The sequence below is a fragment of the Streptomyces sp. NPDC002835 genome (assembly GCF_053591995.1).
This window is the reverse complement of sequence record NZ_JBSFUW010000009.1, coordinates 200,340-217,986: the sequence shown is the minus strand read 5'-3', so window position 1 is coordinate 217,986 and position 17,647 is coordinate 200,340. Positions and strand designations below refer to the sequence as shown.

Sequence of the window (17,647 nt, the reverse complement as noted above, 5' to 3'; positions counted from 1 at the left end):
TGCCTCGAGCCGGCCGGACGCCAGGAGGTGGGTCGCCCAACGCCTGGAGCAGTTGAGGACCCGTGCCACATCACTCGCTCCGAGCGTGGCAGTTGGGGCGAGTGGGCTTCCTTCGGAGGAAGTGGCGGGCGGGGCGGGGTGTTCGGCGGCTGTGCGGAGGCAGGCCAGAAGCGTGCGGGCCTCTGGGGTGAGGCCGGCCGGGTTGATCCGTGTCCATTCGCCGAAGCCGAGCGTGAGGGCGCCGTGCACGCTTGCGGCGAGGCGGGCCGGGATGGCTACCGACCCGTCCTCGAGGACCCGCGGCCCGTCAGCAGCCGTCACCATCGCCCGCATCCAGACCAGTCAGAGCCAGAGCCATCTGCGCCTCATCGGACGGGTACCACAGGTACGTCTCGACACCAGTCGCGTACCGGTCCACGGGAGGCCGGCGGTCGGCTCGGGGGCGGCCGGTCCGCAGCCACACCACCAGGAGCCGCGATCCCTTGGTGAGGACCATCGACGGGTCGTGCTGCTTGAGGCTGCGGGTGAGCTGCGGTTCGAAGACGGACCATCCGGACTTGCGGGCGAGGCTGACGACTCGGGAGTGCCAGCGGAGTTGGGTGTCGTTCAGGATCATGCGAGGGCTCCAGGGGGTGTGTCTCGCGCGCGAAGGGCCGAAATCGGCAGGGAACCGGTTCCCCCGGCGGAGGCTGGGTGTGTCTCGCGCGCGTGTGCGCGACGCGTGCACTGGTCCACCGGCGTGGTGTCGAGGCGGGTGAGGGTGATCTCGTAGGCGGGCTGTCGGGCGAGGATGGCGGCGACCAGCTGGGTGTCGGTGTCGGGTTCGGCGGGGTCCGAAGCGTGGGGGTCGTCCCACCAGTTGCCGGGTTCGCGGTGCTGCGAAGGCGGGGGGTCGTGGGCTTCCCAGGCGTCGGGGTCGTCGTAGGTGGCGTAGGGCTCTTGGAGGTTGTAGGTGCGGCTGGTGGCCCAGGAGTGGCCGCAGGCCCCGCAGACGTACCGCTGGGGGTCGTCTGCCGGGGGCTGGGGCTCGGTGCTGGTGAGGCACCGGGGGCAGGTGTCTGTCATCGGAACTCCGGGCGCCGGTCAGGGCCGCTGATCGGCACGACGGTGGCGATCTGCGACAGGCGTGACGTGATCCGTTCGCCCAGGACCGTGGCGAGGTCTCGGCTGCCGCTGGGGTCGCGCACCAGGAGGTTGCTCGTCATGATCAGCGGGCGGCACTCGTTGTAGCGCTCGTTCAGGAGCCGGAACATGTTCTGCTCGGTGGTCTCGGACTCTTTGAACACGTCGATGTCGTCCAGGAACAGCAGTGGGACGCGGCAGTAGCGGCGGAGTTCGTGCTCGATGTCGTGCTGGGGGTCGCTGGGGTGTACCCGGAGGTTGCCGTGCATGTCGGCGGCCGTGGTGGCGATCAGCGAGTAGCGCGTGAGTCCGGCTTCGGCGATGCGGCGGAGAGCGCCGTACGCCTGGTGGGTCTTGCCGGTGCCGACGTCGCCGAAGAGGAGGAGGGCGCCGGCGGTGTCGTGGTCTTCGATGACGCGGTCTGCCCAGGCGATGACGTCGGGGTGGCTGACGGTGGCCTGCCGGTACCGCTTTGGTGTGGCGGTCTCCAGGCGGGCGAGGGCCACGGCGACGCGTTGGCGGCGGTGGTACTCGGGGTGGCCGGGTTCGTCGGGGGTGGGGTTGTCGTTGATCGGGCCTGCGGTGATGTGGTTCAGGCCGCGTGCGGCGAGGGCCTGTTGCATGCGGGCCATGGCCTTCGTGCCGTCGAGGGTGATGGGCTCGGGCATCAGAATCGTTGCCCTTCGTCGTGGTATGCGGAATCGGGGATGCGCTGGGGGCGGGGTTGGTGCCCGCCGGTAGCGGCCTGGGAGCGCGGCGCGTAGTCGAGTGCGCGGCTCATCCAGGTGCGCCAGGCGGCTCCCCAGTCCTTGAAGGTGGAGCCCTTGGCGCGGTGGTGGTCGAGGAAGCGTTCGTGTTCGCGGTCGACGCGGGGGCGGTCGAGGCCCTTGGCGGCGGCCCAGGCGTACATGCGGTCTTCGATCGGCATGGCGTCGGGCGCGGAGGTTGCTCGGGTGGCGGGCTTGCCCGCTGCCTTGGCTACTTCCTGGGACTTGGGGGACTTCCGGGACTGCCGGGGACTCTTGGGGGCAGCTCCTGCCCTAGGGCTAGGGGATCTCCTGCCCTTGGCTGGGGCATCTGCTGCCCTAGGCTGGGGCAGCTCTTGCCCTAGGTCTGGGGTATCTCCTGCCCTAGCCTCTGGCGGGATGATCAGCACGTAGCGGGTACGCGCGTGCTCGGTACGTGCTTTGACCTCGTCTGGCCGGTGCCGCTCCAGCCACTTCCCGTCTTCAAGCCGATCAAGGTGTGTGCGCACGGTGGCGCGAGCGAGGCCGGTCGCGTCCACCAGCGTGCCCAGCGACGGCTGGAAGCGGTCAGGGATGGCACCGGTGTTCATGTCCGCCCACGTCGCGATGGTGAGTGCGAGGTGGCGCGACGGCGGCGGCAGGTCACTGCGCCGAATCGCGCGCTCGTACTCCAGGCGGCCAGGCATCGGCGTCCGTCCTTCAGGAGAGGGCAGCCCGGAGGCCCCGGCGTGCTGCCGGGGCGCTTCGGGTTCGGTGCGGTCGGTCACGCGCGCGGGTACTCCCGCATCACGGTGTTGAGCGCGTCCTCGATGGCCTCGCCGATGGCGCCGAAGAGGCCTGCGTCGTCCAGGAGCTCCTGGCGGACGTCGCGTCCGGCGGCCTGGTGCTCGAGGGCCAGGGCGCGCAGGGCGATGACGGCCTGGCCGGTGAAGGTGTCGAGTGCGGCGGTGGCATGCTCGCGCGGGGTGACTGCGGTGGCGTCCTGCGCGGCTCCGGAGAGGAGCAGGAGGGCCGCGGGGTCGACGGGCAGCTGGTCGGCGGGAGAGGCCTGAGCGACGACGTACGGCAGGTGGCCGGTTCGTGCGGTGGCGATCTCCGGGGCGATCGTGGCACTCTGCATCTGGAGTTCCTTTCGACGGCGGCGCAACGGGTGTAGGGCCCGCGCCGCCGTTCGGCTGTTCAGCGATGGATGGGGCTTCAGGCCCTCAGCACGGCGTTGGCGCGCCAGCTGGGGGCCGTTCTCATGCGGCGATGGTCTGGGCGTCGAGCCACTTCTCGATGTCGTCCCAGCGCGCCCGCAGGTGCCGGCCGACCTTGATGAGCTTCGGGCCGTTCCCTCGGCTGGACCACGCGTAGACGGTGGCGATGGGAACGCCGCAGTACTCGGCGATCTCGTGCGGAGTGGCCAGGGGGCGACGCGCTACAGCGGGCGCGGGCTTCGGAAGGGATACGCGCGTCATGCGGATCTCCGTCAATCAGACACAGGATTCGGTCGGTGTGACCGAACTGTGCATAGCTTGCCGCTACTGCTGGACTTCTGTCAATGCGCCGCGTACTTTTGTCGCTGTGACCGAATCGGTGGTGAATGTAGGGGCCGTGGTGGCCGAGCAGGTGCGCCGTTATCGACAGGCGCGGGGGTGGAGCGTCCGGCGCCTGGCCGAAGAGTGCGCACGGGTCGGCGCGACCAGACTTACCCAGTCGTCCCTGGCCAACATCGAACGTGGCCAGAAGCCCGCTGCGGAAAGACGACCTCGCGAGGTCACAGTGGACGAACTGATGGCGCTCTCCACTGCGCTCGGGGTGCCCGTGGCCGGCCTGCTTCTTCCGCTCTCGGAAGAGCACACGGGCGGTCGGCTCTCCGCCGAAGGCGATCAGGTCGCGGTGACACCTACGTACGTCGTTGACTGGTACACGTACGCCTCCTGGCTCACGGGGCGAACGCTGTTGTCCCAAGAGCAGAAGGACCGCGGCACCAGCAGCCACTGGCACGACTCGGTGAGCCTCATGGACAACGTGCGGCGGTACCAGGACGCGCTCCAGAGCGAGCAGGAGTGGTACGACCGCAAGCTCGAAATGGAGCTGCGTGAACCTGGCTCCGACAAGGCACGCACGGCGCGCCGGCTGTACGAAGACGCAGTCGAGCAGGTGCTTGACGCCCTCCGGGCGTTGGTGGTTGCCGGGGTTTGCCCGCCTCCTGTGGGGTCGCGCATCACCGAGCTGGTGAAGGAGCGCAACTACGCGCTGAGGCCAGAGGTGCGCAGGTTCCTTGGGCTTGGGGAGGCTGCGGATGGCTAGCGTCTACGATCGCTGGCACCTGTCCCGGCCGTCGAAGGATGCCGAGCTCTGCACCGAGCACAGCACCAAGACACGCCCGCTCGTGCCCAGCGCGGACCACGGCAAGGGCAAGCGCTGGCAGGTCCGTTGGCGCGATGCTGCGGGCGAGCAGCAGAAGGAGAACTTCGCCAAGCGCAGCCAGGCCGACACCCGCGCGGCCACGATCGAGGCCGACCTTGCCCGCGGGCTGTACGTCGACCCGGCGGCCGGCAAGGAGAGCCTCCGCTCGATCGGCGAACGCTGGCGCACGAACGCCGTGCACCGCGACGGCACCGCCTCCCGTGTTGAGCGCGCACTGCGGATCCACATCTACCCGACCTTCGGCGACCGGCCGATGGTCAGCATCCGCCCGAGCGAGATCCAGGCGTGGATCAAGGACCGGGCGCAGCACCTCGCCCCATCCACCCTGCGCGTGACCTACGCCTACCTGGTCACCATCTGCGGCACGGCCGTACGCGACCGGATCATCGCAATCAACCCGTGCACCGGTCTCAAGGTTCCGGACGTGCGGAAGGTGGAGATCGTCCCTCTGCACGCCTCCGCCGTACGGGCCCTGATCGACGCCTCCCCCGAGCGATACCGGGCGCTGAACCTGCTGGCGGCGGCGTCTGGGCTGCGGCAGGGCGAGCTGTTCGGGCTGGAGGTCGACTGCATCGACTTCCTGCGGCGCGAGGTCACGGTGCGGCAGCAGCTCATCGGCCCTGAGGCAGGGGAGCCGTACCTCGGCGAGCCGAAAACGCACGAGAGCTACCGAACCGTGCCGCTGGTCGGTTCAGCGGTCGACGCCCTGGCCGCGCACCTTCAGCGCTTCCCGGCCGTGCCGGTGGACATCGAGGACCGGACGGACCCGCGCAAGCCGCGCCGGCGCAAAGCCCAGCTGCTGTTCACCAGCGATCGGCGCGAGTCGCTACGGCGCGGCAACTGGGCTCACGTCTGGGAGCGCACCGAGGCGAACGCGAACAAGCTCCTCGATGCGGCGTATGCCGAGGCGTACGAGCAGTGGGTACGCCTCGGCCGACCGGACGGAAGGGAGCCCGCGCGCGTGCGCGTGCCAGAGGGCGCGAGCATGCACGACCTGAGGCACTTCTACGCCTCAGCGTTGATCAAGCACCGGGAGAGCGTGAAGACGGTTCAGCGTCGCCTGGGCCACGCGAAGCCTTCGATCACGCTCGATACGTACACGCACCTGTGGCCCGATGAGGAAGACACGACGCGAGCCGCAGTAGAGGCGGTCCTCGGCGATGTGCCCGCGTTGTGCCCTCCGAAGAAGATCGTTTCCCGCTAGCGCAGGTCAGCGGCTCTGCTCAGCGGTAGTTCACGAACTGCAGCGCGAAGTCGAAGTCCTGCCCCTTGAGCAGCGCCTGCACGGCCTGCAGATCGTCGCGGCTCTTCGAGCTGACGCGCAGCTCGTCGCCCTGGACCTGCGCCTTGACGCCCTTCGGGCCCTCGTCACGGATGATCTTCGCCACCTTCTTGGCGTTCTCCTGCGAGATGCCCTCCTCGATCGAGGCGAAGATCTTGTACTCCTTGCCGGAGAGCTGCGGCTCGCCGGTGTCCAGCGCCTTCAGCGAGATGCCGCGCTTCACCAGCTTGCTCTGGAAGACGTCCAGGATCGCGTTGACGCGGTCCTCGGAGTTCGCCTGCATCAGGATCTTCTCGCCGGACCAGGAGATCGAGGCACCGACGTTCTTGAAGTCGTAGCGCTGGGAGATCTCCTTCGCGGCCTGGTTGAGGGCGTTGTCGACCTCCTGCCGCTCGACCTTCGAGACGATGTCGAAACTGGAGTCGGCCATGTCCTGTGGCTCCTTGTATCGGGTGCGTGGAGGCGCGGCCGGGACACCCCGTACCGCTCGGCCAAGCCTAGCCACCCCCGCCCGCCCCAGGCGCTGATCAATCCGGTGGCGAAGCACCCCTGCACATCAGGTATCGTTTACGTCGTTGCCACGGAGCACGGCCCCCAGCGGCCCCTCCACCGGCGACATCCCATGGCGGTGTGCCCGAGTGGCCAATGGGAGCGGACTGTAAATCCGTCGGCTTAGCCTACCCAGGTTCGAATCCTGGCGCCGCCACGCGAAGTGATGGCCCCTGATCTGCGGAAACGCAGACCGGGGGCCATCGTCGTATGCCCTGACGTGGAAAGCTCGCCGGCCCTTCGGCGTCGCGTCGCCGTCAGTCGGCCAGGCGGAAGGCGAGCTCGACCCGCCATTTCGACATGTCCGGCTCCACCCGCGGGTCGGTCAGATACGACTCGGTCCGGCACGCCCAGTGCTCCACGCCGTCGACGACGGTCATGTCCCACTCCCGCCCCTCCCGCGCCGCCCACTCGCGCAGCGCGGTGACCGCGTCGACGAGCCGGGCGGGGTGGCCGGAGTGGATGACGGTCGCGTAGCGGCCCGGGGGCAGGACGGCCACGCCGATGTCGCCCTCCGGCTCCGGCGCCACCATCACGGGCACGCCGGCCTCGACCACCGACTCCCCGTCCAGGTCGACGGTGTTGTAGCGGAAGAACGGTGCCCCCGCGAGCTCCGCGCCCCTGCCCGCCAGCCAGTTGACGAGTTCGGGCAGCCGGTCGGCGATCAGGGCGAAGGCGTCCATCCGTACCGAGCCGCGGATGTACGCGTAGAGCCGCTCCTCGCGCTCCACGACCACCGGCAGGACCTGCTGTGCGTGATTGCTCATGACCTCATCACCTCATGCCCGGATGCCCTCAAGAACCCTGCGGGCGCAGGGGATCGCCAGCGGCATCGACGCGCCGCGTCGAGCCCGCCCCGCCGCGCCCCCGCGGCTTCAGTTGCCCGCGACGTCCTTCACCGCCACGCTGACCGGTGTCGAGCCGCTGATCAGCTCCAGCGTCAGCCCCGCCGTGGCCGGTGTCTCGATCATCTCCGCGAGCACCGCCGCCACATCGTCCCGCGGCACCGGTCCGCGTCCCGTCGACGCCGCCAGGCGCACCAGGCCCTTGCCCGCGTCGTTCGTGAGCTGACCCGGCCGCAGAACGGTCCAGTCGAGGCTGCTCTTGCCGCGTACGTAGTCGTCGGCGGCGCCCTTGGCCCGCAGGTACACGTCGAAGACGTCGTCGCCCTCGTGTGCGGCGTCCGCGCCCATCGACGAGATGACGATGTAGCGCCGTACGCGCGCCCGTTCGGCCGCGTCGGCGAAGAGCACCGCCGCGCCGCGGTCGACGGTGTCCTTGCGTTCGGTGCCGCTGCCCGGGCCGGCTCCGGCGGCGAACACCGCGGCGCCCGCGCCCTGCAGCACGGCCGCGACCTCTTCCACGGACGCCGTTTCCAGATCGAGTGGCACCGGTTCGGCTCCGGCCGCGCGCAGGTCGTCGCCCTGGTCGCGGTTGCGGATGATCCCGGCGACCTCGTGGCCGGCCGCGGAGAGCAGCCGTTCGAGACGCAGAGCGATCTGACCATGTCCACCAGCGATGACAATGCGCATGTCTACGACCGTACGTCCGAAGCCCGCTTCCCGCTCAGACAGTCGTGCGCCAGTCGCCGAATAGTCGTCCGGCTGCCTCGCACGGGAGGCGACGCGGTGTCACGGGCTCGCGTCCGGCCGTCCCTGGCGCGGAAGTTCGAGCGCAACCGCCGCAGCCGAGTCGCAGTACTCGCGCACCGCGCTCGTCCGGGCCACCACCCGCCCCCGGTGGATGACGATGCGGCTGTACGCGAGCGACAGCACGCCCGAGATCCCTGTCCCCCGCACCGCGAGCAGCTCCGCCGGGAAGCCGGCCTCGACCCGCACCGCCGGCAGCCCCATCACCGCGCGGGCGGTGCCGGCCACGCAGCCGTACGCGTCCGAGGGCCGTATTCCGGCCTGGGACGACAGCAGGTACGCGGCCTCCAGCGGATCCCCGCGCCCCACCGGGTTGCTCACGTCCCGCAGCGCCCCGCTGCCCGCCGCGACCCGTACGCCCGCCGCCCGCAGCAGCCGCACCGGCGCGTTGCCGCGCTGCTCCACGCCCGCGCAGCCGCCCTGGGGCAGTGAGACGACGGCGACGCCCGCCGCCGCGAGCCGGTCCGCGGTCCGGGATGCGATGTCCCTGGGCAGCCGGGCGAGACCGGCGCACGGCCCGACGGTCACGCCGGGCCGCAGCCCGCCCGCCATGGCGGCGAGCCGGGCCAGCCGTGCCGGGTCGTCCCCATGGGTGTGGAGGTCGACTGGGCACCCGTACTCGGCGGCGATCTCGAGGAGCGTCTCTACGTAGCCGGTGGGGTCGGGGTCGGCGTCGGGGCAGCCGCCCACCACGCCGGCGCCCATCTTCAGCGCGTCCCTGAGGACGGCCAGACCGTCCGCGCCGGCGACGCCCGTCAGCAGCCGGGGCACGGCGACAGCGGTCAGGTCGGCCAGTCCGAGCAGCGAGCGGCGGGCCTGCAGCACCGCCTCCAGTGGCCCGAGGCCTTGTACGTCGCCGATCCGCACGTGCGAGCGCAGCGCCGTCGCCCCGTGGCCCAGTTGCAGCAGAGCGGCCTCGGTGGCGCGCCGTTGGACGTCCCGCGGGTCGTAGGAGACGGGGCCCGGGGTCTCGGCGCTGAGGGCCGTGTCGCCGTGGAGGTGCGGCTCGGCGGGGGCGGGCAGCAGCAGGAAGCCCGCCAGATCCACCCGGGAGGAGTGCGGCGGGAGGGAGCCCGCGGTGCCGACCGCCTCGATGCGGCCGCCGCTGAGCCGTACGTCGACCGTCCGGCCGTCCGTGAGCCTCGCGCCGCAGAGCAGCAGCGCGGTGGAGTCCGCGGTGGCCCCGTCGGGGGGTTGCGGCTGGCTGTCGGGCATCGCGCTCCTGCGTGGGGCGGTCGGACTCGGGCGGCGTCCGCGTACTGCTCAGGTGGCGTTTCACACACCGCCCGGGTGGCGCGGAGTCGTGGCGTGGGAGCCGGAGGGGGTCACACAGCGTGAGACGAGCGTAGGGGCGCTCGGGGTGCGCTTCGAGGAGGAGCGCAATAGTCGTACCGGCGCGGTCGCAGGTCGGCCTAGGGGCCGCCGGTACGGGGCCGGTGAGGGGCGTGTGACGTGCGAGGTCGGCCGGGTGGACGGCGGACGGCACGCCGGGGAGCGCCTTTGTGAGCACGGGCCGGAAGGGGCCCGCCGGGCGCACCGAAACGGATTTGGGCGAACGGCGGCAGACCGTGTAATGTCTTCATCGCTCGCCCCAATAGCTCAGTCGGCAGAGCGTCTCCATGGTAAGGAGAAGGTCTACGGTTCGATTCCGTATTGGGGCTCTGATGTAGGTGATCCTCGCCTTCGGGCGGGGTGAACCGACATCGCAGCGGTGTAGCTCAGTCGGTAGAGCAAGCGGCTCATAATCGCTGTGTCACCGGTTCAAGTCCGGTCACCGCTACACACAGTAGCCGATTGTGGGGTCGGTCCTCCGGTCGGCTACTCTTTTATGCGCCCCCATGGCCTTTGCGGCATGGAGGTGCACCATCCGTCCATCGTCCGTCCAAGGAGCACTCACGTGGCTGCCACCGACGTCCGCCCGAAGATCACGCTGGCCTGCGTGGAGTGCAAGGAGCGGAACTACATCACCAAGAAGAACCGGCGTAACAACCCGGACCGTCTTGAGATGAAGAAGCACTGCCCGCGCTGCAACTCGCACACCGCGCACCGCGAAACTCGCTGAAACAGGCTCGTACACGAGGCCGTCCCCTTTGGGGGCGGCCTCGTGTCGTTTGTCGTGGGCCGTCGATCGCGACGCCTGTCGGCACATCAGACATGGTGATCAACATTCAGGAGGGAGCCAGTCCATGGCGCTCGACCAGTCGTTCGTGGGGCGGACGTATCCGCCCACCGCGCCGTACGAGGTGGGCCGGGAAAAGATCCGTGAGTTCGCCGAGGCGGTGGGTGACGCGAATCCCGTCTACACCGACCCCGAGGCGGCCCGGACGCTCGGTCACCCCGATGTGATCGCCCCGCTGACCTTCGCCTTCACGATCACCTTCAGCGCCGCCGCGCAGGTCGTCCAGGACCCGCAGCTGGGACTGGACTACAGCCGTGTGGTGCACGGCGACCAGAAGTTCGCCTACCGGCGGCCGGTACGGGCGGGGGACCGGCTGACGGTCACCTCGACCATCGAGTCGGTCAAGTCCCTCGCGGGCAACGACATCCTGGACATCCGCGGTGACGTGCACGACGAGACCGGCGAACTCGTCGTGACCGCGTGGACGAAGCTGGTGGCCCGTGCCGCCGAGGAGGCGTGATGGCAGCGAAGATCGCTTACGCGGACGTCGAGGTCGGCACCGAACTGCCGGCGCAGAGCTTCCCCGTGACCCGGGCCACGCTGGTGCAGTACGCGGGCGCCTCCGGTGACTTCAACCCGATCCACTGGAACGAGAAGTTCGCCACGGAGGTCGGCCTGCCGGACGTCATCGCCCACGGCATGTTCACCATGGCGGAGGCGGCCCGCGTCGTCACCGACTGGGTCGGCGACCCGGGCGCGGTCGTCGAGTACGGGGTGCGCTTCACCAGGCCCGTCGTCGTCCCGAACGACGACGAGGGCGCCCTGATCGAGGTGAGCGCCAAGGTGGCGGCGAAGCTGGACGACAACCGGGTCCGGGTGGACCTCGTGGTGACCAGCGACGGCCAGAAGGTGCTCGGCATGTCCCGCGCGGTGGTCCAGCTCGTCTGACGGCCGCGTCGTCCGACGGCGTGCGGTGAAACGGCAGGAGTAAGGGGCGCCCGCCCATGGAGGGCGCCCCTTACCGCGGACGGGCGCGTCTGCTCCAACGGGAGCAGGGCATCGCCTCCGCGGCGAGCAACGCTCAAGGGGCGCACCGCCCAGGGCCGCCCCGCCCGAGCAGCTGGGCCGCGGACCGTACTCTTGTCCCCGTGCAGGAACTTCACGACGCCCCCCTCGCCCCCCTGACCACCTTCCGGCTCGGCGGCCCAGCGACTCGTCTCGTGGTGGCCACCACCGACGACGAGGTGATCGCCGCCGTACGCGAGGCGGACGAGGCCGGTACGCCGCTGCTGATCATCGGCGGCGGCAGCAACCTGGTCATCGGCGACAAGGGCTTCGACGGCACCGCGCTGCGCATCGCGACCCGCGGTGTCGAGCTGCGCGGGACCGCCCTGGAGCTGGCGGCGGGGGAGACCTGGACCGACGCCGTCGCCCATACCGTCGAAGCGGGTCTCGGCGGGGTCGAGTGCCTCGCCGGCATCCCCGGCTCGGCGGGCGCGACCCCGATCCAGAACGTCGGCGCCTACGGCCAGGAGGTCGCCACGACGATCACCGAGGTCGTCGCGTACGACCGCCGCAGCGGCGAGACGGTCGTTCTGGCGAACGCCGACTGCGGCTTCGCCTACCGGCACAGCCGCTTCAAGCAGGACCCGGACCGCTATGTCGTGCTCCGCGTCCGCTTCGAGCTGGAGGACGCGGGCGGCCTGTCCGCGCCCGTGAAGTACGCGGAGACCGCCCGTGTCCTCGGGATCGAAGTGGGCGAGCGCGTCCCGGTCGCGACCGCCCGCGAGACCGTGCTCCGGCTGCGCGCGGGCAAGGGCATGGTCCTGGATGCCGACGACCACGACACCTGGTCGGCCGGGTCCTTCTTCACCAACCCGATCCTCACCGCGGCCGAGTACGAGACCTTCCTCGCCCGCGTACGCGACCGGCTCGGCGACGCGGTCGCCCCGCCCGCCTACCCCGCGGGCGACGGCCGCACCAAGACCTCGGCCGCCTGGCTGATCGACAAGGCCGGTTTCCACAAGGGCTACGGCTCCGGGCCGGCCCGGATCTCGACCAAGCACACGCTCGCGCTCACCAACCGGGGCCGGGCCACCACGGAGGACCTGCTGGCCCTGGCCCGCGAGGTCGTGGCCGGGGTACGTGACGCGTTCGGCGTGACGCTGGTCAACGAGCCGGTGACGGTCGGCGTCAGCCTGTAACCCCGCTCTGTCACCGCTGCCGTCCGAACCCCTGCTCCCGCACCGCCGTCGCCCGCCTCAGTAGGCGACGCCGACGCCCCTCTTGAGGGTCGCCGGGTCATCGGCCATGGACAGCATCGCGTGCGCCACGTCGGCCCGGCCGATCGACCGCGCGCTGCGCGGATTCCCGCCGACGGCCGTGCGGTACTCACCGGTCAGCGGCCTGTCCACCAGCTTCGGCGGCCGTACGGACGTCCAGTCGGTCGCGCTGCGCGCCAGTTCGGCCTCCATGGCCCGCAGATCGTCGTAGACGGGTTTCAGGACCGCCCCCACGACCGACATCATCGCGCGGTCCAGCAGCGGCTCCCGTTCCGGCGGCGCGCCGAGCGGGGCCGCGCTGACGACCAGCAGCCGCCGCGTCCCCTCGGCCTCCATCGCGGCCACCACCGCCCGCGTGAGCCGGGCCGTGATCCCGGCGTCGGACCTGCTGCGGGCGCCGAGACCGGAGAGCACCGCGTCCTGCCCGGCCACGGCCGGACGCAGTTCCTCCGGGTCCCGCAGGTCGGAGCGCACCACCTCGAGCGCTTCGCCCGTCACCCCGAACCGCGCCGGATCGCGGACCACGGCCGTGACCCGGTGGCCCGCCGCCAGGGCCTGTCTGACGATCTCCTGGCCGATGCCGCCGGTCGCGCCGAACACTGTGAGCTTCATCGCGCATCCTCCTAGGGTAAGTAAGTATTCACTCACCTCTAGGGTGAGTATGCACTCACTCACTCGTCAAGCCCGGTCAGGAGCGACATGGACCAGAAGCCGACCCGCGTACGCATCGTCGACGCCGCCCGGGAACTGATGCTCTCCCTCGGCCTCGCGCGGACGACCACCAAGGAGATCGCCAAGGCGGCGGGCTGCTCGGAGGCGGCGCTCTACAAGCACTTCTCCAGCAAGGAGGAGCTCTTCGTGACGGTGCTGGCCGAACGCCTGCCGCAGCTCGGCGCACTCCTGCACCGGTTGATCGCCGACCCCGGCGACGCGAGCGTCGAGCAGAACCTCACCGACATCGCCCGCCGTGCCGCCCTCTTCTACGAGCAGACGTTCCCCATGGCCGCGTCTCTGTACGCCGAACCGCAGCTCAAGCAGCGCCACGAGGAGGCCATGCGCGAGATGGGGACCGGGCCCCACCGGCCGATCGAGGGCCTCGACGCCTATCTGCGCACCGAGCAGCAGGCCGGGCGCATCAGCCCCGACGCCGACACCCACGCCGCCGCGTCCCTGCTGCTGGGAGCCTGCGCCCAGCGCGCCTTCGCCTACGAGATGAGCCCGGACCGCAAGCCGCCGCAGTCCCTCGACGCGTTCGCGGCCGGTCTCGCGCGCACCCTGCTGCGGGGGATCGCCGTCGCCGACGGCCCGCGCTGAGCGGCGCCGTCAGGCCACCGGGCCGGCCAGCCAGTCGTCCACCCCGGCGAGCAGCTTCTCCTTGGTCTCCTGCGGCGCCGCCGAACCCCGCACCGACTGGCGTGCCAGGTCCGCGAGCTCCGCGTCCGTGAAGCCGTGGTGGTGGCGGGCCAGCTCGTACTGCGCCGCCAGCCGGGAACCGAACAGCAGCGGGTCGTCGGCGCCCAGGGCCATCGGGACACCGGCCTCGTACAGCGTCCGCAGCGGCACGTCCTCCGGCTTCTCGTACACGCCGAGCGCCACGTTCGACGAGGGACACACCTCGCAGGTGATGCCCCGCTCGGCGAGCTTGCGCAGCAGCCGCGGGTCCTCCGCCGCCCGGACGCCGTGCCCGATGCGGGAGGCGCGCAGATCGTCCAGGCAGTCCCGTACGGACGCGGGGCCGGTCAGCTCGCCGCCGTGCGGTGCCGCCAGCAGCCCGCCCTCGCGCGCGATGGCGAACGCGCGGTCGAAGTCCCGGGCCATGCCCCGCCGCTCGTCGTTGGACAGCCCGAAGCCGACGATGCCCCGGTCCGCGTACCGCACCGCGAGGCGGGCGAGGGTCCGGGCGTCCAGCGGGTGCTTCATCCGGTTCGCCGCGACCAGCACGCGCATTCCGAGCCCGGTCTCCCGCGAGGCGGTGTCCACGGCGTCGAGGATGACCTCCAGTGCCGGGATCAGCCCCCCGAGCCGCGGCGCGTACGAGGTCGGGTCGACCTGGATCTCCAGCCAGCCCGAGCCGTCCCTGATGTCCTCCTCGGCCGCCTCGCGCACCAGCCGCTGGATGTCCTCCGGATCGCGCAGGCAGGAGCGGGCCATGTCGTACAGCCGCTGGAAGCGGAACCAGCCGCGTTCGTCGGTGGCACGCAGCTTCGGGGGCTCGCCCCCGGTCAGCGCCTCCGGGAGATGGACGCCGTGCTTGTCGGCGAGCTCCAGCAGGGTGCCGGGCCGCATCGACCCGGTGAAGTGCAGGTGCAGATGGGCTTTCGGCAGCAGGCTGACGTCTCGAACGTACGGGGGGTTGTGGGGGTGTCCACCTGAAGAGTGCAGCATTCATGGATCCTGCCGCACCGACCCCGCCCCGGGCAGCCCTTTTCCCCGATCGGGTTCTTGCCCGAACGCAGAAACGGAAGGCGGGGGGACGGCAGGGACCGCCCGCAACGCCGGAGCGGCGCCTCCCCGTGAAGGGGAGACGCCGCTCGGTTCCGGACGCGGGCCGCTCTAGGCCTTCGCCTCGGCCAGCAGCTTCTGGATCCGGGACACGCCCTCCGCCAGGTCCTCGTCGCCCAGCGCGTAGGAGAGGCGCAGATAGCCCGGCGTACCGAAGGCCTCGCCCGGGACGACCGCGACCTCGACCTCGTCGAGGATCAGGGCCGCGAGCTCCACGGAGGACTGCGGACGCTTGCCGCGGATCTCCTTGCCCAGCAGCCCCTTCACCGACGGGTACGCGTAGAACGCGCCCTCCGGCTCCGGGCACACGACGCCGTCGATCTCGTTGAGCATCCGCACGATGGTCCGGCGGCGGCGGTCGAAGGCGGTGCGCATCTCGGCGACCGCGTCCAGGCTGCCGGAGACCGCGGCCAGCGCCGCGATCTGCGCCACGTTGGAGACGTTGGACGTGGCGTGCGACTGGAGGTTGGTCGCGGCCTTGACGACGTCCTTCGGGCCGATGATCCACCCGACGCGCCAGCCGGTCATCGCGTACGTCTTGGCGACGCCGTTGACCACGACGCACTTCTCGCGCAGGGCCGGGACGAGCGCCGGCAGCGAGGTGAACTTCGCGTCGCCGTAGACCAGGTGCTCGTAGATCTCGTCCGTCATCACCCACAGGCCGTGCTCGGCGGCCCACTCGCCGATCGCGACCGCGTCGGCCTCGCTGTAGACGGCGCCGGTCGGGTTGGACGGCGAGACGAAGAGGACGACCTTGGTCTTCTCCGTGCGCGCCGCCTCCAGCTGCTCCACGGAGACCCGGTATCCGGTGGTCTCGTCGGCGACGACCTCGACCGGTACACCGCCCGCGAGCCGGATCGACTCGGGGTAGGTGGTCCAGTACGGCGCCGGGACGATGACCTCGTCACCCGGGTCGAGGATCGCGGCGAACGCCTCGTAGATCGCCTGCTTGCCGCCGTTGGTCACCAGGATCTGGGCCGGGTCCACCTCGTAGCCGGAGTCGCGGAGTGTCTTCTCCGCGATGGCCTTCTTCAGCTCGGGCAGACCGCCGGCCGGTGTGTAGCGGTGGTACTTCGGGTTGCGGCAGGCCTCGACGGCAGCCTCGACGATGTAGTCGGGGGTCGGGAAGTCGGGCTCGCCGGCGCCGAAGCCGATCACCGGACGCCCGGCGGCCTTGAGGGCCTTGGCCTTGGCGTCGACGGCGAGGGTCGCGGACTCGGAGATCGCGCCGATGCGCGCGGAGACCCGGCGCTCGGTGGGAGGGGTTGCAGGGCTCATGCGGCCCATGGTCCCAGACGGCATTCGGGGGCGGCACACAGGTTTCGAAGAGCGGACAGAAGCGGTCAACCATGGTCCGCGGGACGGGTCGGAAACGGACCGCGGGGCTTTGTGTTCGACGCCGGGCCTGGGAACACGTACACTCACTGGCTGTTGGCCCTCACCAGCCACGTCCGAGCCGGGCACTTAGTGCATCCGGGCGGATGCGGTAGGTTGGGAACCACAAAGGGTCGTAGCTCAATTGGTAGAGCACTGGTCTCCAAAACCAGCGGTTGGGGGTTCAAGTCCCTCCGGCCCTGCTACACACTGCGCCACGCTGTGTGCGCATGAAGTATTTCGATGCACAGCCGTGCGGCTCATCCGGACGCGGCACGGCCACGACCCGGGAATCAGGTGAGAGATCGTGACGGACGCCGTAGGCTCCATCGACATGCCTGATGCCGAGGACGAGAGCGCCGACTCGAAGAAGAAGGCCCGCAAGGGCGGCAAGCGTGGCAAGAAGGGCCCGCTCGGCCGCCTGGCCCTCTTCTACCGTCAGATCGTCGCCGAGCTGCGCAAGGTCGTCTGGCCGACGCGTAACCAGCTGACGACGTACACCACAGTGGTGATCATCTTCGTCGTGATCATGATCGGTATCGTGCTCGCGCTCGACTTCGGCTACCAGGAAGCCGTCAAGTACGTCTTCGGCTGATCCGCGGAGGGCGCCGGACTCGGCGCCCCTTTCGCATGTTCCACCCATCTGTATCCAGGAAGAAGCAGCCACCGTGTCTGACCCGAACCTGAACGACGCCGACCGTTCCGGCGAGAGCTTCGAGTCCGCCGAGGACGAGCTCGACATCGTCGAGACGGCGGACGCCGTGGAGCCGGACCAGGCCGAGGCTGCCGACCCCGTGGCCGGCGAGCCGGCCGAGGACGAGGCTCCGCACGTCGAGAGCGTCGAAGAGACCGGTGACGAGACCGCCGAGCTCGCGGACGCCGAAGCCGACGCAGAGGCGGACGCCGACACGCAGGAGCCCGAAGAGGCCGAGGAGGAGCCGGCGGCCCCGGTCGACCCGGTCACCGCCCTCCGCGACGAGCTCCGCGGCCTGCCGGGCGAGTGGTACGTGATCCACACCTACGCGGGCTACGAGAAGCGCGTGAAGGCCAACCTGGAGCAGCGCGCCGTCTCGCTGAACGTCGAGGACTTCATCTACCAGGCCGAGGTCCCCGAGGAAGAGATCGTCCAGATCAAGAACGGCGAGCGCAAGAACGTCCGGCAGAACAAGCTGCCCGGTTACGTGCTCGTCCGCATGGACCTGACGAACGAGTCCTGGGGCGTCGTCCGCAACACCCCCGGCGTCACCGGCTTCGTGGGCAACGCCTACGACCCGTACCCGCTGACCCTGGACGAGATCGTCAAGATGCTCGCCCCGGAGGCCGAGGAGAAGGCCGCCCGCGAGGCCGCCGAGGCCGAGGGCAAGCCGGCTCCGGCCCGCAAGGTCGAGGTCCAGGTGCTGGACTTCGAGGTCGGCGACTCGGTCACCGTCACCGACGGTCCGTTCGCGACGCTGCAGGCCACGATCAACGAGATCAACGCCGACTCGAAGAAGGTCAAGGGCCTCGTCGAGATCTTCGGTCGCGAGACCCCGGTCGAGCTGAGCTTCGACCAGATCCAGAAGAACTAGCTCCTCAAGAGCTGGCTCCCTCTGGACACACGGCTTCCG

The 17,647-nt window shown here is 70.4% G+C and carries 22 protein-coding genes and 4 tRNA genes; 13 read left to right on the top strand and 13 right to left on the bottom strand.

Annotation, left to right across the window (positions count from 1 at the left end; genetic code table 11):
- Positions 1–307: 307 nt before the first annotated feature.
- The 6 genes from ACWD01_RS13070 to ACWD01_RS13045 all read right to left on the bottom strand — a co-directional run bounded on the left by ACWD01_RS13070 (position 308) and on the right by ACWD01_RS13045 (position 3,328).
- Positions 308–616, bottom strand: a complete 309-nt coding sequence (locus tag ACWD01_RS13070) for a hypothetical protein (RefSeq protein WP_451161047.1) — start codon at positions 614–616, stop codon at positions 308–310.
- Positions 613–1,065 (bottom strand): hypothetical protein, encoded by a 453-nt coding sequence (locus ACWD01_RS13065; protein ID WP_451161045.1) that lies wholly within the window; start codon positions 1,063–1,065, stop codon positions 613–615. Before ACWD01_RS13065 ends, ACWD01_RS13070 begins: the two co-directional genes overlap by 4 nt.
- On the bottom strand, positions 1,062–1,790 hold the full coding sequence (locus ACWD01_RS13060; RefSeq protein ID WP_451161043.1) for an ATP-binding protein: 729 nt from the start codon (positions 1,788–1,790) through the stop codon (positions 1,062–1,064). Before ACWD01_RS13060 ends, ACWD01_RS13065 begins: the two co-directional genes overlap by 4 nt.
- Entirely contained in the window at positions 1,790–2,050 is a 261-nt protein-coding gene (locus ACWD01_RS13055) for a hypothetical protein (RefSeq protein ID WP_451161041.1), read from the bottom strand. The genes ACWD01_RS13060 and ACWD01_RS13055 overlap by 1 nt, the downstream gene beginning before the upstream one ends.
- A gap of 581 nt (positions 2,051–2,631) precedes the next feature.
- A complete protein-coding gene (locus ACWD01_RS13050) occupies positions 2,632–2,988 on the bottom strand; it encodes a hypothetical protein (RefSeq protein WP_451161039.1) in 357 nt (118 codons plus the stop codon).
- Between the two features lie 121 nt (positions 2,989–3,109).
- Positions 3,110–3,328 (bottom strand): helix-turn-helix transcriptional regulator, encoded by a 219-nt coding sequence (locus ACWD01_RS13045; RefSeq protein WP_451161037.1) that lies wholly within the window; start codon positions 3,326–3,328, stop codon positions 3,110–3,112.
- Here ACWD01_RS13045 and ACWD01_RS13040 point away from each other — a divergent pair.
- Positions 3,327–4,163 (top strand): helix-turn-helix domain-containing protein, encoded by an 837-nt coding sequence (locus ACWD01_RS13040; protein ID WP_451161035.1) that lies wholly within the window; start codon positions 3,327–3,329, stop codon positions 4,161–4,163. The two genes, ACWD01_RS13045 and ACWD01_RS13040, sit on opposite strands and share 2 nt — an antisense overlap.
- Complete coding sequence (locus ACWD01_RS13035) at positions 4,156–5,487, top strand: tyrosine-type recombinase/integrase (protein WP_451161033.1); 1,332 nt, start codon at positions 4,156–4,158, stop codon at positions 5,485–5,487. Before ACWD01_RS13040 ends, ACWD01_RS13035 begins: the two co-directional genes overlap by 8 nt.
- A 19-nt stretch (positions 5,488–5,506) precedes the next feature.
- Here the strand turns inward: ACWD01_RS13035 and ACWD01_RS13030 are convergent, their stop codons facing one another.
- A complete protein-coding gene (locus ACWD01_RS13030) occupies positions 5,507–5,995 on the bottom strand; it encodes a YajQ family cyclic di-GMP-binding protein (protein WP_356898622.1) in 489 nt (162 codons plus the stop codon).
- 194 nt (positions 5,996–6,189) lie between these two features.
- On the opposite strand from ACWD01_RS13030, the gene ACWD01_RS13025 reads away from it, so the two are divergent.
- Positions 6,190–6,271: transfer RNA gene (locus ACWD01_RS13025), tRNA-Tyr, on the top strand.
- A gap of 100 nt (positions 6,272–6,371) precedes the next feature.
- On the opposite strand, the gene ACWD01_RS13020 is transcribed toward ACWD01_RS13025, so the two are convergent.
- The 3 genes from ACWD01_RS13020 to ACWD01_RS13010 all read right to left on the bottom strand — a co-directional run bounded on the left by ACWD01_RS13020 (position 6,372) and on the right by ACWD01_RS13010 (position 8,978).
- Positions 6,372–6,881, bottom strand: coding sequence for a GyrI-like domain-containing protein (locus tag ACWD01_RS13020; protein ID WP_451161031.1), 510 nt, complete (start codon positions 6,879–6,881; stop codon positions 6,372–6,374).
- 108 nt (positions 6,882–6,989) lie between these two features.
- A complete protein-coding gene (locus tag ACWD01_RS13015; protein WP_451161029.1) occupies positions 6,990–7,646 on the bottom strand; it encodes an SDR family oxidoreductase in 657 nt (218 codons plus the stop codon).
- Positions 7,647–7,745: 99 nt separating this feature from the next.
- The gene (locus ACWD01_RS13010) at positions 7,746–8,978 is read right to left on the bottom strand and encodes an amidohydrolase family protein (protein ID WP_451161027.1); all 1,233 of its coding nucleotides are present in this window, start codon (positions 8,976–8,978) and stop codon (positions 7,746–7,748) included.
- A gap of 373 nt (positions 8,979–9,351) precedes the next feature.
- Here ACWD01_RS13010 and ACWD01_RS13005 point away from each other — a divergent pair.
- From ACWD01_RS13005 to ACWD01_RS12980, 6 genes are all read left to right on the top strand, one after another.
- A tRNA-Thr gene (locus tag ACWD01_RS13005) sits at positions 9,352–9,424 on the top strand.
- 46 nt (positions 9,425–9,470) lie between these two features.
- Positions 9,471–9,543 (top strand) — tRNA-Met (locus tag ACWD01_RS13000).
- 117 nt (positions 9,544–9,660) lie between these two features.
- Positions 9,661–9,825, top strand: a complete 165-nt coding sequence (gene rpmG, locus ACWD01_RS12995; protein ID WP_003956487.1) for a 50S ribosomal protein L33 — start codon at positions 9,661–9,663, stop codon at positions 9,823–9,825.
- Between the two features lie 124 nt (positions 9,826–9,949).
- Entirely contained in the window at positions 9,950–10,402 is a 453-nt protein-coding gene (locus tag ACWD01_RS12990; RefSeq protein WP_451161025.1) for an FAS1-like dehydratase domain-containing protein, read from the top strand.
- The gene (locus ACWD01_RS12985) at positions 10,402–10,830 is read left to right on the top strand and encodes a MaoC family dehydratase (protein ID WP_451161023.1); all 429 of its coding nucleotides are present in this window, start codon (positions 10,402–10,404) and stop codon (positions 10,828–10,830) included. Before ACWD01_RS12990 ends, ACWD01_RS12985 begins: the two co-directional genes overlap by 1 nt.
- Before the next feature lie 200 nt (positions 10,831–11,030).
- Positions 11,031–12,086 carry a UDP-N-acetylmuramate dehydrogenase gene (locus ACWD01_RS12980; RefSeq protein ID WP_451161021.1) on the top strand — a complete coding sequence of 352 codons (1,056 nt, stop codon included), beginning with the start codon at positions 11,031–11,033 and terminating at the stop codon, positions 12,084–12,086.
- Between the two features lie 57 nt (positions 12,087–12,143).
- On the opposite strand, the gene ACWD01_RS12975 is transcribed toward ACWD01_RS12980, so the two are convergent.
- The gene (locus ACWD01_RS12975) at positions 12,144–12,776 is read right to left on the bottom strand and encodes an NAD(P)-dependent oxidoreductase (protein ID WP_451161019.1); all 633 of its coding nucleotides are present in this window, start codon (positions 12,774–12,776) and stop codon (positions 12,144–12,146) included.
- An 87-nt stretch (positions 12,777–12,863) separates the two neighbouring features.
- On the opposite strand from ACWD01_RS12975, the gene ACWD01_RS12970 reads away from it, so the two are divergent.
- Positions 12,864–13,478, top strand: coding sequence for a TetR/AcrR family transcriptional regulator (locus tag ACWD01_RS12970; protein ID WP_451161017.1), 615 nt, complete (start codon positions 12,864–12,866; stop codon positions 13,476–13,478).
- Positions 13,479–13,487: 9 nt separating this feature from the next.
- On the opposite strand, the gene ACWD01_RS12965 is transcribed toward ACWD01_RS12970, so the two are convergent.
- Together ACWD01_RS12965 and ACWD01_RS12960 are read right to left on the bottom strand one after the other, a co-directional pair.
- Entirely contained in the window at positions 13,488–14,549 is a 1,062-nt protein-coding gene (locus ACWD01_RS12965) for an adenosine deaminase (RefSeq protein WP_451161015.1), read from the bottom strand.
- A 168-nt stretch (positions 14,550–14,717) separates the two neighbouring features.
- A complete protein-coding gene (locus tag ACWD01_RS12960) occupies positions 14,718–15,944 on the bottom strand; it encodes a pyridoxal phosphate-dependent aminotransferase (protein ID WP_451161013.1) in 1,227 nt (408 codons plus the stop codon).
- Between the two features lie 226 nt (positions 15,945–16,170).
- On the opposite strand from ACWD01_RS12960, the gene ACWD01_RS12955 reads away from it, so the two are divergent.
- The 3 genes from ACWD01_RS12955 to nusG all read left to right on the top strand — a co-directional run bounded on the left by ACWD01_RS12955 (position 16,171) and on the right by nusG (position 17,608).
- A tRNA-Trp gene (locus ACWD01_RS12955) sits at positions 16,171–16,243 on the top strand.
- Between the two features lie 104 nt (positions 16,244–16,347).
- Positions 16,348–16,635 (top strand): preprotein translocase subunit SecE, encoded by a 288-nt coding sequence (gene secE, locus ACWD01_RS12950; RefSeq protein ID WP_356898612.1) that lies wholly within the window; start codon positions 16,348–16,350, stop codon positions 16,633–16,635.
- A 73-nt stretch (positions 16,636–16,708) separates the two neighbouring features.
- Entirely contained in the window at positions 16,709–17,608 is a 900-nt protein-coding gene (gene nusG / locus ACWD01_RS12945; protein WP_451161011.1) for a transcription termination/antitermination protein NusG, read from the top strand.
- Positions 17,609–17,647: the final 39 nt, after the last annotated feature.

Coding starts and splice junctions, on each gene's coding strand:
- ACWD01_RS13070 (WP_451161047.1), bottom strand. CDS start 616: ATGATCCTGAACGACACCCAACTCCGCTGGCACTCCCGAGTCGTCAGC.
- ACWD01_RS13015 (WP_451161029.1), bottom strand. CDS start 7,646: ATGCGCATTGTCATCGCTGGTGGACATGGTCAGATCGCTCTGCGTCTC.
- ACWD01_RS13040 (WP_451161035.1), top strand. CDS start 3,327: ATGCGGATCTCCGTCAATCAGACACAGGATTCGGTCGGTGTGACCGAA.
- ACWD01_RS12965 (WP_451161015.1), bottom strand. CDS start 14,549: ATGCTGCACTCTTCAGGTGGACACCCCCACAACCCCCCGTACGTTCGA.
- ACWD01_RS12990 (WP_451161025.1), top strand. CDS start 9,950: ATGGCGCTCGACCAGTCGTTCGTGGGGCGGACGTATCCGCCCACCGCG.
- ACWD01_RS12970 (WP_451161017.1), top strand. CDS start 12,864: ATGGACCAGAAGCCGACCCGCGTACGCATCGTCGACGCCGCCCGGGAA.
- ACWD01_RS13010 (WP_451161027.1), bottom strand. CDS start 8,978: ATGCCCGACAGCCAGCCGCAACCCCCCGACGGGGCCACCGCGGACTCC.
- ACWD01_RS13050 (WP_451161039.1), bottom strand. CDS start 2,988: ATGCAGAGTGCCACGATCGCCCCGGAGATCGCCACCGCACGAACCGGC.
- ACWD01_RS13030 (WP_356898622.1), bottom strand. CDS start 5,995: ATGGCCGACTCCAGTTTCGACATCGTCTCGAAGGTCGAGCGGCAGGAG.
- ACWD01_RS13035 (WP_451161033.1), top strand. CDS start 4,156: ATGGCTAGCGTCTACGATCGCTGGCACCTGTCCCGGCCGTCGAAGGAT.
- ACWD01_RS13055 (WP_451161041.1), bottom strand. CDS start 2,050: ATGCCGATCGAAGACCGCATGTACGCCTGGGCCGCCGCCAAGGGCCTC.
- ACWD01_RS12985 (WP_451161023.1), top strand. CDS start 10,402: ATGGCAGCGAAGATCGCTTACGCGGACGTCGAGGTCGGCACCGAACTG.
- ACWD01_RS13065 (WP_451161045.1), bottom strand. CDS start 1,065: ATGACAGACACCTGCCCCCGGTGCCTCACCAGCACCGAGCCCCAGCCC.
- ACWD01_RS13045 (WP_451161037.1), bottom strand. CDS start 3,328: ATGACGCGCGTATCCCTTCCGAAGCCCGCGCCCGCTGTAGCGCGTCGC.
- ACWD01_RS12960 (WP_451161013.1), bottom strand. CDS start 15,944: ATGAGCCCTGCAACCCCTCCCACCGAGCGCCGGGTCTCCGCGCGCATC.
- ACWD01_RS12975 (WP_451161019.1), bottom strand. CDS start 12,776: ATGAAGCTCACAGTGTTCGGCGCGACCGGCGGCATCGGCCAGGAGATC.
- ACWD01_RS13020 (WP_451161031.1), bottom strand. CDS start 6,881: ATGAGCAATCACGCACAGCAGGTCCTGCCGGTGGTCGTGGAGCGCGAG.
- ACWD01_RS13060 (WP_451161043.1), bottom strand. CDS start 1,790: ATGCCCGAGCCCATCACCCTCGACGGCACGAAGGCCATGGCCCGCATG.